This window comes from Streptomyces sp. NPDC057249, assembly GCF_042669245.1.
GTDB lineage: Bacteria > Actinomycetota > Actinomycetes > Streptomycetales > Streptomycetaceae > Streptomyces.
On record NZ_JBHUXS010000012.1, the window covers coordinates 97,635 to 110,379 of the forward strand.

Genomic DNA, 12,745 nt, shown 5'->3' on the forward strand with positions numbered 1-12,745 from the left:
TATGCGCATGATCCGCTTCCGATACACGCCCTAGCCCAGGCCGTTGCCGTTCTCGCCCGCGCTCACCAGGACGCCGTCTGGAATCGGCAGCAGGTCGCCAATCAGCTCCGCTCGCTGCTGCGCGAGTACTTCCCGGCTGCCCTGGACGCGTGGCGGCACAAGGCGGGCGGACTGGCGCGGGCCGATGCGCGGAAGATCCTCGCTGCGGCGCCGACCCCGACTGCGGCCGCCGAGCTGCCGCTGTGGAAGATCAAGGTGATGATGCACAGCGCCGGCCGAAAGCGCGGCATCGACGAGGACGCCGAGCGTATCCAGAGGCTTTTCCGGCAGTCGGCCGCCCGACAGTTGCCGGCGGTGGAGGAAGCCATGGGTATCCAGGCCAAGGCGCTGTTGGCCCAGCTGAACGCGGTCTGCAAGGCCGTCGACGAGCTCGCGAAGGCGGCCGAGCGGACCTTCCGGAGCCACCCCGACACACCAGTGATGCCGAGCTTCCCCGGCATCGGCCCCAAAGTCGGCGCACGCCTCCTGGCCGAGATCGGCGACGACCGCAAACGCGTCGCTACCGCCGGTGGACTCAAGGCATACGCGGGAGCGGCGCCGATCACCCGAGCCTCCGGCAAGCACAAGTACGTCGGACGGCGCTTCGTGAAGAACAACCGGCTCAACCACGCCGGCTATCTGTGGGCCTTCGCCACCCTCACCCACTCCAAGGGGGCCAACGCCCACTACCGGCGACGACGCGAGACGGGGGACTGGCATGCCCAGGCCCTGCGGCACCTGTTCAACCGGATGCTCGGCCAGCTCCACCACTGCCTCCTGGCACGTGTCCCATTCGACGAAGCTATCGCCTTCCCCTCAGAGCCCCAGACAGCAGTGACAGCTACTGCATGATCACGAGGGCCCCGTCTCTCCGCTCCCGTTCGACGGGCGGCAAAATGTGCGGATGGCGAAGAGCGAGAAGGAACTGCTGGTTCTGCTGCGCGAGCTCGACGACCCGGAGCGGCTGGAACGGCCGCTCCGTTACGACCGCAGGTCGGTCGGCCTCAAGTTCGGCAGGCTGGGGGACGCGGATCGTGGTCTGCGTGAGCAAGTTCGGCTCTCTCGCAGAGGTCTGCGCAGACAATCCTGGGGCTTTCCTCGGCACGGCTGAGGCCCACGAGGAGGGGGCGCTGGACCTCGGTGACCTCGCCACCGTGGAGCGGGCGCTGGCCGATCTCTGCTACGTGAATGTCCCCGAGGAACTGTTGGAGAGCGACTACGAGGGCCCCAGCGCGCTGGAGAACTTTGCTGCACGGCCTACCTGGTGGACACGGTTCTTCGGCCTCTGGTGAAGCACCCGCCCGGCCTCCCTCACCACGAGCTTGTGAGCGCCCGCTGCGGCCGAGGATGACCTCTCGGCCGCGGAGTGAGAGGGGACCGACATCCTGCGGCTTGACGGCTTAACCGCATGAGGTGTCTTCCCCACGGGGAAGAGGGTCTTTTCCTCCAGTTCCCCGGCCGGGCTGCGCGGCGGGCCGGGCCGGGCCGGTCGTTCGTCGGCGGACCAGCGACGGTTGCCCAACAGGTCGCACTCAAGCCCGTCCGGCGTTGTCACCAGCTGCGGTCGCTGCTGCGTGAGTACTTCCCGGCGTTCTCGGAGGCGTTCAAGGACAAGCAGGGCGGTCTGGCCCGCGCCGACGCCCGCCGGATCCTGGCGGTGGCACCGACGCCCGCACTGGCCGCCAAGCTGCCGATCTGGCGCCTGGACGGCCATGATGAGCGGGCTGGCCGGCGCAGGAACATCGAGGCCGACGCCGAGCGACTGCAGCAGCTCTTCCGCCGCGAGGCGCCCCACCAGGTCCCGCTGGTCGAAGAAGCGATGGGCTAGCTAGCGGGTGCATCGGCTGGTTCGGCGGCGCCGAGCAGACGGAGCAGGCTGGCGTGCAGGACATCTCTGGCCACTGTCGCCGGCAGTCGGCCGGCGTCCTGCTCCGTGCTCGCCGTGTGCCCGAGCGAGATGGTCGAGGCGACGAGCCAGTCAACGGGTAGGCGGTCGTCGAATTCTCCGGCCTGCTGGCCTTGTTCGATCACCTGTCTGATCCGGTCAGCGACGGGCAGGTGTCGGTCGCGGTCGGTCTCCGCGCTGACGGGCTGGGTGCTGATCATCCGCAGCAGTACGGGGTAGCGCTCGGTCACATGGGCGCTGGCGTCGATCATGCGGAGCAGCGTTTCCGTTGCGGTGCCGGCGTTGAGGTCTACGGCGTCCATAGCGGCGAGGGCTTCGTCGGTGATCCGCTCGACCACGGCCAGCAAGAGCTTCTCCCGGGAGGGGAAGTGGGCGTAGACCGTCGGCCGGGTCACGCCCGCGGCCCCGGCGATGGCCTCCAGACCGGCGTCGGGATCCACGTTGAGGACCTGGGTCGCGGCATCCAGGATGGCGGCCCGGCTGCGAAGGGCGTCCGCGCGGCGGTTGCGGGCAGGAGGTGACTTCATCTCTTACATGTTGCCAAAATTCTCGGCCGCTGTATATTTGACAGCCCGTAAAAGATAGCGTCCGTACATCAACAGCGGGAGCGACATGCGACCACTTGGCAAAACCGACCCCGGGCAGTTCATCGCGGACTTCTACACCTCCTTGACCGAGGAGTTGCTGCAGTCGGACGAGGACGCAGCAGCGATCATCGACCGCTATCACACCCCGGACATCGTGGAGATCGCCGACGGTCACCGGATGGACCGCGACAAACTCATCGCGCATTGCCGTCCCGTGCGCAAGAACCGACCAACATTGCGCATGGAGGTGCACGAGGCCATCGTCGACGGCGACCGGCTCGCCGCCCGGTACACCATGCACTCCTCGCAACGCGGCAAGAACCTCGCCACCGAGGTCTACTTCTTCGGCCGGTTCACGCCGGACGGGCGTATGAGACAAGCCCACATGACCACCCGCACTCTTCGGGCCGACGCAAACAGCGGGCAGCAGGCGGTGACACCGTGACCGAGCGCGTCTACACCGTCAGGGGCATGGTCTGCGTCCACTGCGCGGAGTCGGTTGGCGAAGAGCTCGAAGGCATCGCTGGTGTCACGGCTGTCAGCGTGGACGTCGACAGCGGCACGGTTGCGATCACGAGCGATGAAGCGCTGGACACCGCGGACGTACGCGCGGCGATCGAGGAAGCCGGCTACGAGCTGTCTGCCGAAGGCGCGTAGACCCCAGGGCCGCAGCCACGCGGCAGTGACCCACCGTCGAACCGCACGCCGAAGTGTCCGAACGCCGGGCGCCTGACGGCCTCCGGTCAATCCGTCCGACAAAGCGCATAAATGCTGCACGTATGGAACTGACCGCGTCCCTCGCACCAAGCGGCAACGCCAGGACCGCCTCCGATAACCGTCACCGAGAGGGCTGCCATGAGACCCCACGTGAACTCGGACGAACTCGCCGCAGCGTACGCGCGACTGCACGGATACGGTCCCGAGTTCGGCGGAGACGAGGAGGGCAACCACGGGTTGACCAACCACGGCCCCATGGCTGTAGAGGTCATGGTCAGACGCAGGCTGGACATCGGCGTCCAGGGCTGGCTCGACCGCTACGTTCACCAGCTGGCGGAGCTTCCCGACGTTGGCGCACCCATCCAGCCCGACGGGTGGAGCGCGGCGCTCGGCCAGGCACGACGGCTGCCGGACTGGACGGTCTACTTCCAGCGAGAGCTTTCCGAACGCTCCTGGCAAGACGTGCTGACTGAGTGGTGGCCAAGGTTGCTACCGGGCATCGTCGCCGGCTCGACCCACGGCGTGATCCGGGTCGGTCACGCGGTCAGAACCCTCCGCGCCACTCCTGCCGCGCCGGTGCATCCGATGCTCGACGAGCTGGCGCACGGACTGGCGTTCTGGACGGCGCGCTACCGTGAGCTCGCCGGGGTGGTCACGCCAACGGGCTCCCTCACACCGCAACAGGCTGTGACAGCCGTCAACCGGCTGGACAACCAAAGGGGCTTCATCGCCCACCGGCTCGACCGCCTCGAGCGCAGCCCGGGCTGGACCGCGAGCCTACGCCTGCTGCAACCCGCCGCATCCACCGAAGAGGTCCCCGCACGGCTGGAGACGCTGGTCGACAGCGCCGCCAGGGCATACCTCGGGCTTGGCCATGCAGCTCCGGTCCTACTCGTCCACGCCGCGACCGCGCCCAACGCCGTCCTACATGTTCTCCCGGCCCTGCCGACAGAGCTGTGGCAGCGGAGCCTGACAGCTGCCTGGGCTGCCACAGCGGCGATCATCGCGACCTACGCACCGACCCAGTCGGCACCAGAAGCGGAGATCCTTGCGCGTCTACCCGAGCTCTCCCGCGAGGATGCGCTGTGCCGGGCAGCAGAGCACGGCGACGAGCACGTCCTGAAGTTCACCGACACCGCAGTCGAGTCCTACGACCGCACGGGCGACCCAGCGTTTCTCGCCACGACCAGCCTGGCTGGCGAGCTCATCGACCGGCCCTGATGCGGCTAGTGGCTCGTCACGCAGCCTTGGCCGGGTAATGCGTCCAGGCGCGGATGGGTGAGTCGGGGGCGAAGTTCGTCTTCGGTTCCGCGCGGGTGTTGCGCCAGCGGACGTAGGGGGTGATGGCGGCGTTCTGCTCGTCGTGGCTGCGATGGTCGGTGCCGTTGAGTGCGAAGTAGCGCAGGGCCGCGAATTCGGCCTCGATCCAGTGCAGCCAGGAGCCGTAGGTCGGCGGGCAGGCGATCGAGCACGGGCAGCTGGATCGGATGTGGGCTTTGCTGGACCACGTCATCGTCTGACGTGCTGACGCCCGGCCGACCGAATCGAAGAGGAGAGCCTTGTGGCAGCGGATCGGCGCCCCATGCACCTGGACGCGTACGAGGCCAGGGTGCGTAACGGGCCATGCTTCATCTGTGCGTTCGTGGCGGGCGAGCCCGGGCACGTGACGGTGTACGAGGACGACCAGCACATCGCCTTTCTCGACCGGTATCCCACCGTGCCGGGAAAGGTGCTCGTGGCTCCCAAGACCCACATCGAGCATGCCGTCCGCGACCTTGAGGAACCCGCCTATCTCGCGCTGATGTCGATGGTACGCAAGGTGGCGCTCGCGGTGGAGGCGGTCTTCAAGCCCGAGCGCACCTACCTGCTGTCCCTGGGCAGCCAGCAGGGCAACGCGCACCTTCACTGGCACATCGCCGGCCTGCCCCCAGGAACGCCGTACAGGGAACAGCAGTTCCACGCTCTGATGACCGAGAACGGCATGCTGTCCTACACGGACGCGGAAGCAGCGGCCCTGGGGGAACGTCTACGCGCCGCCCTCGCCGAAGCGTGAGTTCCCAAGCCGCCCGCGGGCGGGTTCGGGACGGCTACTGGCGGGACGGCTCTCCTACGAGCATCGTCGCCCCTCTGCCCGCCCGGCTGCGACGCGAGGGGGGTGGCCAGGGCGCCTTCCTGGCCACCCCCTGGTCAGCCGATCAGGCTGTGCAGCACCGGCACGGAGGCACCGGAGGCGAGGAGACCGGCGAAGGTCGCCTTGGCGAGGGAGCGCTCGGAGGAGTAGGTGAGGACGCCGATGCCGATGCCGATGACGACGGCCATGAACAGGATGAGCGCGGCGCGCTGGGACAGGAGCGGCGCGGGGTTGTCGTTCACGGGAATGTCCTCCAGAGGCTGGTTGTTCGAGCAGGCGGGACGCTGTGGGTGCTGACGTTCCGTTCTGGAGCGCAAGAGCTCCTTCACCCCCTGGGGCCATCCAGGAGTCGGCGGACAGCAGCGGCCGGGAAGAAAATCTGCGGAGGAACGGCGAAGGCCCGGACGCCCATCCGGCCCGGGCCCAACTAGTCCCTCCCGCTCTCGAAAGGGGGCCAGATACCTCCCGTCCGTACGGCCCGGGTGCAGCTGACCGGCGCGGAGACGATGCGTGAGGTGAACGAGACGCTCCGCGCGATGACCGGTGACCTGCCCCATGCTCACTTCACCGGGCCCGGCGTCGCCCTGGAGCTCACGCTCAGCAGGCGCCAGGACCTACCGGTTCACGCGGCGCACGTCGCCGGACTCACCCGGCTCTTCCGGCACGCCTCCGGCACCATCGGCGCCCGCGGCTCGCCGGGAGGCGGCCGGTGCTTCCACTGCGACGGGACGGGATGTGCCCGCCCGCTGTGGGAGCCGGCCGGGCTCGCGTGCGGCACGACGCCCGCGCCCCGGGTCGCCCTCCTGGACGGCGTGGGACACGGGCGGGTGGAAGGGCCTCGGAGGCTTACGCCGTCACGATGCCGGTTCCGAGCGCGACGAAACTCTCTAGCCTCGAAGTTTCGTGACGGTCCGCCGACGGAGTCGGTGGACCGTTCTTGTTGCTGTGGGCTGAGGCTGGGCAGGCCGAGGACCCGAGTGTCGTCTCGGGAGGGCGCCGGGTTCCACTGCTCCGGGTGTTGAGGTGCTGTCGTAGGGACGGGTGATTTCGCTGGTCAGCCGGGGTCGGGCAGTTGGGTGAGCCGGTCGAGGGCTGCGGTGATGTGACCGGTCCAGGGCCAGTGCCGTGCCAGGCGGAGGATCCGCCGACGGCCGGTGGTGACGAGCTGTCCGGCCGTGGTGAACAGGCGGAGCCGCAGACGGCGGGGTTCCCAGAGCCTGGCCCTGCCGGTCAGCGAGAGCATCGGCATCCAGGCCAGCAGGTCGAGAGCGATCTGCACGATCTCCAGCCAGATCCGGTTCTGGGCGGTGCGGTGCAGAGGAAGATTCCGCAGGCCGGTGGCCCGGGCGGCCCGGATGCGGTCCTCGGCCCTCGCTCGCAGCCGGTGACGGAGCTCGAGCTCGGCGATCGGCCGGCCGACGGTGTTGGTGGCGAAGCAGGTCAGCCGCATGCCGTCCGCGTCCGTGAGCCGCAACTGGGCCCCGGGGTGCGGCCGTTCCTTCCGGACGATCAGCCGCATCCCCTTCGGCCAGCCGTCCAGAACGTTGCCGGTGAGTTCGGCGACCCAGGCGCCGTCGCGAATCTCTCCGTCCGCCTCGACGGCCAGCGTCCAGGCCGACGCCGGAACCTTCAGCACATGCTGGTGGACCTGCTCGGTGATCACCATGCCGACCGAGTAGGACAGCCACCGTCCCCGCTGAGCGAGCCAGGCGACGAAGTCGTGGGTGTCCCCGCGGAGTCGGTGCGGATCAGTGTCCGGCGCCCGCGCCGGTACTTCGCCGGCAGCTGGGCCAGCGCCAGTCGGGTGGCGGTGATGTGGTCGGCGGCTGTGTTCGAGCCGGCGTTCCCGGGCCTGAGCAGGGCCGCCACCGGCTCACCGGTGCCGCCCGGTCCGTGGTCGACGAACCCCATCAACGGGTGGTGACCGTAGGTCCGCTTCCAGGTCGGGGCCGCGTCCTCCTTGACCGAGTGTGCGACCACCAGCACCCCGTCGAGGTCCACGGTCACCGACCCGCCCGCACCGGGAGCGTGGCCGCCGGCCAACCGCCAAGCCTGCTCACGTGCTTCGACCCGAGCCGAGCGGATGGCCGCCAGTGACTTCCCCTCGGAGCCGGCGAGGGTGTCGATCAGGCGGGAGACCGTCGGGTCGGAGGCCACCGGCCCGAACACGGCCGGCTCCGCCCGCAGCATGCCGACATCCGCCAGGCAGTCCCCGCCCAGCGCCACCGCCAGGGCCACATCCAGCAAGATCTTCCCCGGATCGTGCACCGCCCGCGGCTTCCGCCACGGCGTCAGCGCCGCTGACATCGCGGTGCCCAGGCCGACCTTGCGGACGGTCTCCACCAGCAGGACACCCCCGGCCTGCGAGACCACCGCCCGGCCGCCGCCCTCGACGCGGACACACGGGTACGACCCGATGCGCTTCTTCACCTGGAGAGTGCTTCTTCCCACGCAACCAACAGGACCCTCGACACGTCTCATCATTGCAGGTCAGGGGCGCTTTCCGCTTATTTGATCAAGCCTCGGACACCCCACCTCGTGAGAAGACGAGGTTAGATGGGCGTATGGCATCTGCGTACCTCGCTGCTTCGGGCTCGGCCTACTTCCTCCCCCACACCCTCGTGCTGCTGGGTGGCTCCGGGGTCCTGGCCTTTATGGCTCAACGGGCGTTCGCCGTGCGTGTGAGGGGAGTTCGGGTCACGGGAGTCTGTGTCAGGCACACGTTCGCCAAGGACGGCGTAGCCGTGATCGTGAGATATGAGGCCGCGTCGGGTGAGAAGTTCACATGCCTGAGCCAGCCAGCGGCCGTTGCGTGCGCGCGGATAGGAGAGCCGGTCGACGTCGTCTACGACCCACGTCGGCCCCAGAACGCCGAGGTGCCGCCGATCGGGTACGGCATGGCCTACATACTGTCGACTCTGGCCCTGCTGCTCGGTGTTCCTGGTCTCGGACTGCTGTATTGGATTGTTGGCGGCTAGCTTCGGTCATGCATGACGGCCCGTCAGCTCCTTCGGTGGGCCGTCTCCGGCGTTGGGAGTGGCTGGCGGTTTTCCGACAACTGTCCTCAATACGGACAGGGCGGTTCCGCCCCGGGACGCCTCTTCATCTGTGGAGTGCTTCTTTCCACGGCACGATCAGGACCCTCGACAAGTCCCATCTCTGCAGTTCAGGAGCGATTTCCACGTTCTCAATCACGTGCCGGACAGCTCACCTCGTGAAAGCGCGAGGCTAGAGGCGCCGCAGCAGCCGAGGCGACCAGGCAAATTACGAGCGCGGCCGATCAATCAGATGAAAGGCTTGGGCAATGAGTGAGCGCAACCGTGTCACGATCGATGACGTAGACACCCGAACTCCGGCCGGTGAGTGTCCGAACTGCAAGCTGAACGTGGCGTTCGACCATGTCAGCCGACGTGATGTCTGGCCGGCCTTGAAGGAAAGGCCCTTCGGCGCCGCCCGCTCAGGTGCAGATTTCAACGGCACCAGCACCATCCCGGAGCCGCGTCCCAAGGACGACGTTTTCCGCGTTGTCGAGCACATCCTGGTCTGCCAGAGGTGCAGGAAAACTGCCGTTGTGCATCAGCACTGGGGCCGAGGCCCGCCCGCAGGTGACGATCACGAGGCCATCGCCACAGCTATCAAGAACAGGGCATCCAAGCCTCGGTTCCTGGTCCTGGTGCATCCTCGGCGGTCGACGCAGACCCTGGACCAAGCGGCTCCGCAGGAAGTCCGCGACCTCTTCGACGAAGGCACCAGGTGCCAGGAAGCCGGCGCGCTGCGGGCAGCGGCCGCGATATACCGAGCGGCTGTTGAAGAGCTGTGCAAGGACCGCGGGGCCAGGGGCTCAAACCTCAAGCAAAAAATCGCCGACCTGCCCAACACGGGTGTACCGGCAGACGTCGTCCGCGACCTCGACGAGGCCCGGACACTCGGCAACTGGAGTCTGCACGACGGACTGGCCTTCTCCTACGAGGAGGTAGACGATGTGGCTTCACTGATCCAAGAAGCCGTATTCGTCGTCTACGTTCAGCCCGAACAGCGCGCCGCCTACCGTGCAGCACGTGAACAACGTCACCGTCAGGCACGCACTGGGGCATGAAACAGCACAGACGCCGCGAGTTCCAGCCGCCACGTCGGGTCGCGGCGACGCTGTCGGAGCCACTCGCTTCCGAGCCGACCTTGCACTGGCATCGCTGCACTGGCCGGACGACGTCCTCAAGCAGTTTCTCTTCGATCACGGAGACAACGGCGCCTTCGTGCACGACTACGGCGGCCTCGACCTGCGCCAGGTCAGGTGGCAGCTTGAGACCATCCCGGTCGCGGACTTCAAGGAGATGCCGGCCGGAGCATCCGATGCCAGCTGTATCGAGAGCTACGCCCAAAACCCGAGGTACTGGGTCGAACGTCGCCCTCACAAAGTAGGGCAGCACTGGGAGGAGCACGGGACGTACCTGCGCCCGCCCCTCTCCTCGAAGCACTCCTCAATCCACTGGTTATGCTCAAGTTCGCCAGGCACTCCGGTGCCGCCTGCTCGGCTGTACGACTGTGGTGGTGCCCTCACGACCGCACCGGCTCCCTCGGTGCCGGCGCGCGCGACCGTCGGCTCGGTCGTACGCTGTGCTCCACTGATCGCACCACAGCACGCACGGGGCGGAGTGTCAGAGGGGACTGAGACACTTGTGTGCATGGCACTGCGGTCACCGATCTACCTCGATACTGAGACCCTCCTCTCGCAGGCGGAGTACTACGAACTCGACATCCCTCGGCAAGCCGAGATCGTCGAGAAATCCATCCGGAGGCAGACCGGCGGCGGTAAGGTCGGCATGGGTGGGTTTGCGCTCGAAGGCTCCAAGGGGACCGATGTTGAGTTCCAGTCCACCTACAGCCTCGAACCCAGACAGAAGGCCACCTTCAGCAAGCTGATCGACGCGTTGATCAACGACGCTGGCGCGGTCAAAGTTGACCCAGACGGCGAAACCCCCCTTGTCCGGGATGACCTGGTGCAGATCGAGGGAACGACGAGAATCACCGCAGCCAGCCTGGCAGGAAAGATGTTCTTCATCCTTCGTCGGCTGATGGACACCGTAGAGGCAGACCTGGAAAGCCTGCGCACTCTCGAGCTTGACGACTTGCCATTCGCCGAGCAGTTGCAGCAGGTGTACCTCCGGAACGAGCTCCTGCCCATCCCCATCCTCCTGGAGCTGACCGGGTCGAACTTGCCGCAGAAGGTCTACATCAATGTGCCGCCGGACCACTTCCTGGGCGAGGCTTCAGCGAACCGTATCGAAGGAGAACTCCGTGTCCTGGGGACCGTCAGCAGGTTGATTCCAGGAGGCAGTGACGGTTACCTCAGCGCCGAACAGTGGCTCCTCCACGATCGGGAACACATGATGCGGCGCTTCATGATGCTTGACGTAGACGATCACGTACGAGAGTTGGTCAGCCACTTTGATCTAGACCTCCCAGCTGAGGATGTCCACTCCCATATCGCCAGGCCGGCCATCATCGTGGACGCGATCGGGCTCTACTGAGCTGCAAGACTCCTTCTGATCTGCGAGGAGTTGCTTCGTGGAGCGGCCGTCAGCACCGCCCCGACGACCGGATCCACGCCCACCGCACCCCCAGCTCGCGCAGGAACGCGGTCAAGGGGCCTCGCCGGGCCCGGTGGCTGCGGGCGCGCCCGCCCACGCGACGCCGAGTTCGGCGAGTGCGGCGATGTCCAGGAGCGCTCTTTCTGATCAGTGGATGGTGGGGTGGGCTGAGCTGATCAGTTTGGTTTTGGGATGGTAGGGGTTCGGGCCGAGCTATAACGGCTTGGGCGATAGAGGGACCGGGGTTTCAGTTCTCTGCGTTGAGCTGCTGTTTTGTCAGATGGAGTGGTCGTTGGTCAGGTGTGGTCAGATACCGGGCGTGTTGATCAGGTTCGTTGAGTGTTGCTATGTGCTGGCGCGGTTGTAGCGGCCGGGTGCGTGGCTAGTAGTGCTTGGTCATGTTGGTGCGGGGTTCGGCATGTCGCGGTGACAGGTGGGGCAGGCGCCGGTCCAGGTCGCGAGAAGTTGTTGTAGCTCGCGGACGACTCGGTAGAGGCTCAGGCCGGCGCCGTCTCTTTTGGGGATCTGTTGAGTCGCTGGAGGGTGCAGAAGGCGTGGGCGGCCGAGACGAGGGTGACGTGGTGGTGCCAGCCTGGCCCAGGTTCGGCCCTCGAAGTGTCACAGGCCGAGGGCCTGTGTCATCTCGCGGTAGTCGCTCTCGATGCGCCAGCGGAGTTTCGCGGTGCGCACGAGGACGGGCAGTGGGGTGGTTGCGGGCAGGTTGGAGAGCCAGAACTGCATGGGTTCGTGCTGGTCGGCAGGCCATTCGGCCAGCAGCCAGCGGACTGGAAGCTCGGCGGTGGTCGTGGCCTTGCGGATCTCGCGCCCGGCGGGCCTGATCCGCAGGGCCACGAAGCGCGAGTACATGCGTTTGTGTCCGCTGCGGCCACTGCCCGGCCTCGATCCCTCCCTCCACTGCACCGGCCGAGCGGCGCGTTTCCCGGCCGAGATGACCAGGCTCTTCACGGTCTGCGCGGGCTCGGGGTAGGCCGGGACCGGCCGTCGGCCCAGGCCGGAGTAGGCCGGGGTGCACGGCTGTGCATGTTCGGGTTGTGCGGTGGTCGTGGTCGAGATGCCCACCACGTAGTCGAGACCGCGTGTCTCCAGACCGAGCCGGAAGGCGGCGGTGTCCCCGTAGCCGCCGTCGGCGATGACCCGGGGCACGTCGATGCCCCAGGACCGTGTCTCGTCGATCATGTCCAGGGCCAGCTGCCACTTCTCGACATGGCCGACCTGGGCAGGGATGGCGCACTTGTCACGGTGGGCGACCTTGGCCGGATCGGCTTTCGGTGAGGCGGGATCCCAGCTCCCGGGCAGGAACAGGCGCCAGTTCAACGCTGAGGAGGCGCCGTTGGAAGCCAGGTGAAGCGAGACACCGGCCTGGTAGTTGGTGACCTTGCCCGCCGTGCCGGTGTACTGCCGGGTCACGCACGCGGACGCGTCCCCGTCCTTGAGGAACCCGGTGTCATCGATGACCAGCGCGGTGGGCTTGATGACCGGCTGCATGCGCCAGGCCAGCCGGGCCCGCACATGCGCCGCATCTCACGGGCTGGACGTGACGAAATGGGCCAGCGCCTGCCGGTTCCCGTCCTCGCCCAGACGGGCGGCCATCGGCTCCACCGACTTCCGCCCGCCGTCCAGAAGCAGCCCCCGCAGATAGACCCCGCCCCACCGCCGCTGATCCGCCCGCGAAAATGGCTCGAACATCTCCGCCGCGAAGTCCTCCAGATCACAACGGACCGCAGCCAACTCCTCACTCAGCACACCCAGTCAACGA

General features: G+C 67.3%; 13 protein-coding genes and 3 pseudogenes. 10 read left to right on the forward strand and 6 right to left on the reverse strand.

All coding sequences use genetic code 11. The features are described from left to right. Positions 1–891: pseudogene (locus ACFUJY_RS22630) on the forward strand (transposase); the annotation flags it as partial. Here the strand turns inward: ACFUJY_RS22630 and ACFUJY_RS22635 are convergent. Continuing rightward, on the reverse strand, positions 881–1,090 hold the full coding sequence (locus ACFUJY_RS22635) for a hypothetical protein (protein ID WP_383302425.1): 210 nt from the start codon (positions 1,088–1,090) through the stop codon (positions 881–883). The pseudogene ACFUJY_RS22630 and the gene ACFUJY_RS22635 overlap by 11 nt on opposite strands. Between ACFUJY_RS22635 and ACFUJY_RS22640 the strand changes: the two genes are divergently transcribed. Together ACFUJY_RS22640 and ACFUJY_RS22645 are read left to right on the forward strand one after the other, a co-directional pair. Next, positions 1,083–1,331, forward strand: a complete 249-nt coding sequence (locus tag ACFUJY_RS22640; protein WP_383302428.1) for a hypothetical protein — start codon at positions 1,083–1,085, stop codon at positions 1,329–1,331. The two genes, ACFUJY_RS22635 and ACFUJY_RS22640, sit on opposite strands and share 8 nt — an antisense overlap. Positions 1,332–1,447: 116 nt before the next feature. Further along, the gene (locus tag ACFUJY_RS22645; protein WP_383302430.1) at positions 1,448–1,867 is read left to right on the forward strand and encodes a hypothetical protein; all 420 of its coding nucleotides are present in this window, start codon (positions 1,448–1,450) and stop codon (positions 1,865–1,867) included. On the opposite strand, the gene ACFUJY_RS22650 is transcribed toward ACFUJY_RS22645, so the two are convergent. Then, on the reverse strand, positions 1,864–2,472 hold the full coding sequence (locus ACFUJY_RS22650; RefSeq protein WP_383302433.1) for a TetR/AcrR family transcriptional regulator: 609 nt from the start codon (positions 2,470–2,472) through the stop codon (positions 1,864–1,866). The two genes, ACFUJY_RS22645 and ACFUJY_RS22650, sit on opposite strands and share 4 nt — an antisense overlap. 85 nt (positions 2,473–2,557) lie before the next feature. On the opposite strand from ACFUJY_RS22650, the gene ACFUJY_RS22655 reads away from it, so the two are divergent. From ACFUJY_RS22655 to ACFUJY_RS22665, 3 genes are all read left to right on the forward strand, one after another. Continuing rightward, on the forward strand, positions 2,558–2,977 hold the full coding sequence (locus tag ACFUJY_RS22655) for a nuclear transport factor 2 family protein (protein ID WP_383302435.1): 420 nt from the start codon (positions 2,558–2,560) through the stop codon (positions 2,975–2,977). Beyond that, positions 2,974–3,189: a heavy-metal-associated domain-containing protein gene (locus ACFUJY_RS22660; protein ID WP_383302437.1), complete on the forward strand. Its 216-nt coding sequence runs from the start codon at positions 2,974–2,976 to the stop codon at positions 3,187–3,189. Before ACFUJY_RS22655 ends, ACFUJY_RS22660 begins: the two co-directional genes overlap by 4 nt. Positions 3,190–3,399: 210 nt before the next feature. Then, positions 3,400–4,470 carry a questin oxidase family protein gene (locus ACFUJY_RS22665; RefSeq protein WP_383302440.1) on the forward strand — a complete coding sequence of 357 codons (1,071 nt, stop codon included), beginning with the start codon at positions 3,400–3,402 and terminating at the stop codon, positions 4,468–4,470. A 16-nt stretch (positions 4,471–4,486) separates the two neighbouring features. Here the strand turns inward: ACFUJY_RS22665 and ACFUJY_RS22670 are convergent, their stop codons facing one another. Further along, on the reverse strand, positions 4,487–4,762 hold the full coding sequence (locus ACFUJY_RS22670) for a hypothetical protein (protein ID WP_383302443.1): 276 nt from the start codon (positions 4,760–4,762) through the stop codon (positions 4,487–4,489). Between the two features lie 69 nt (positions 4,763–4,831). Between ACFUJY_RS22670 and ACFUJY_RS22675 the strand changes: the two genes are divergently transcribed. After that, positions 4,832–5,302 carry an HIT family protein gene (locus ACFUJY_RS22675; RefSeq protein WP_383302719.1) on the forward strand — a complete coding sequence of 157 codons (471 nt, stop codon included), beginning with the start codon at positions 4,832–4,834 and terminating at the stop codon, positions 5,300–5,302. Positions 5,303–5,436: 134 nt separating this feature from the next. Here ACFUJY_RS22675 and ACFUJY_RS22680 read toward each other — a convergent pair whose 3' ends face one another. Together ACFUJY_RS22680 and ACFUJY_RS22685 are read right to left on the reverse strand one after the other, a co-directional pair. Next, positions 5,437–5,622 (reverse strand): hypothetical protein, encoded by a 186-nt coding sequence (locus ACFUJY_RS22680; protein ID WP_383302445.1) that lies wholly within the window; start codon positions 5,620–5,622, stop codon positions 5,437–5,439. A gap of 812 nt (positions 5,623–6,434) precedes the next feature. Further along, a pseudogene (locus ACFUJY_RS22685) lies at positions 6,435–7,810 on the reverse strand (IS1380 family transposase). Between the two features lie 134 nt (positions 7,811–7,944). On the opposite strand from ACFUJY_RS22685, the gene ACFUJY_RS22690 reads away from it, so the two are divergent. From ACFUJY_RS22690 to ACFUJY_RS22700, 3 genes are all read left to right on the forward strand, one after another. Continuing rightward, on the forward strand, positions 7,945–8,358 hold the full coding sequence (locus ACFUJY_RS22690) for a DUF3592 domain-containing protein (RefSeq protein ID WP_383302448.1): 414 nt from the start codon (positions 7,945–7,947) through the stop codon (positions 8,356–8,358). 326 nt (positions 8,359–8,684) lie between these two features. Beyond that, positions 8,685–9,476 (forward strand): DUF4145 domain-containing protein, encoded by a 792-nt coding sequence (locus ACFUJY_RS22695; RefSeq protein WP_383302451.1) that lies wholly within the window; start codon positions 8,685–8,687, stop codon positions 9,474–9,476. Then, positions 9,439–10,908, forward strand: a complete 1,470-nt coding sequence (locus ACFUJY_RS22700) for a hypothetical protein (protein WP_383302454.1) — start codon at positions 9,439–9,441, stop codon at positions 10,906–10,908. Before ACFUJY_RS22695 ends, ACFUJY_RS22700 begins: the two co-directional genes overlap by 38 nt. Positions 10,909–11,465: 557 nt before the next feature. Here the strand turns inward: ACFUJY_RS22700 and ACFUJY_RS22705 are convergent. Then, a pseudogene (locus ACFUJY_RS22705) lies at positions 11,466–12,675 on the reverse strand (IS701 family transposase). Positions 12,676–12,745: the final 70 nt, after the last annotated feature.

Excerpts from the sequence above, each read along its gene's own strand:
- ACFUJY_RS22695 (WP_383302451.1), top strand. The coding sequence starts at position 8,685 with ATGAGTGAGCGCAACCGTGTCACGATCGATGACGTAGACACCCGAACT.
- ACFUJY_RS22670 (WP_383302443.1), bottom strand. The coding sequence starts at position 4,762 with ATGACGTGGTCCAGCAAAGCCCACATCCGATCCAGCTGCCCGTGCTCG.
- ACFUJY_RS22690 (WP_383302448.1), top strand. The coding sequence starts at position 7,945 with ATGGCATCTGCGTACCTCGCTGCTTCGGGCTCGGCCTACTTCCTCCCC.
- ACFUJY_RS22650 (WP_383302433.1), bottom strand. The coding sequence starts at position 2,472 with ATGAAGTCACCTCCTGCCCGCAACCGCCGCGCGGACGCCCTTCGCAGC.
- ACFUJY_RS22645 (WP_383302430.1), top strand. The coding sequence starts at position 1,448 with ATGAGGTGTCTTCCCCACGGGGAAGAGGGTCTTTTCCTCCAGTTCCCC.
- ACFUJY_RS22675 (WP_383302719.1), top strand. The coding sequence starts at position 4,832 with ATGCACCTGGACGCGTACGAGGCCAGGGTGCGTAACGGGCCATGCTTC.
- ACFUJY_RS22655 (WP_383302435.1), top strand. The coding sequence starts at position 2,558 with ATGCGACCACTTGGCAAAACCGACCCCGGGCAGTTCATCGCGGACTTC.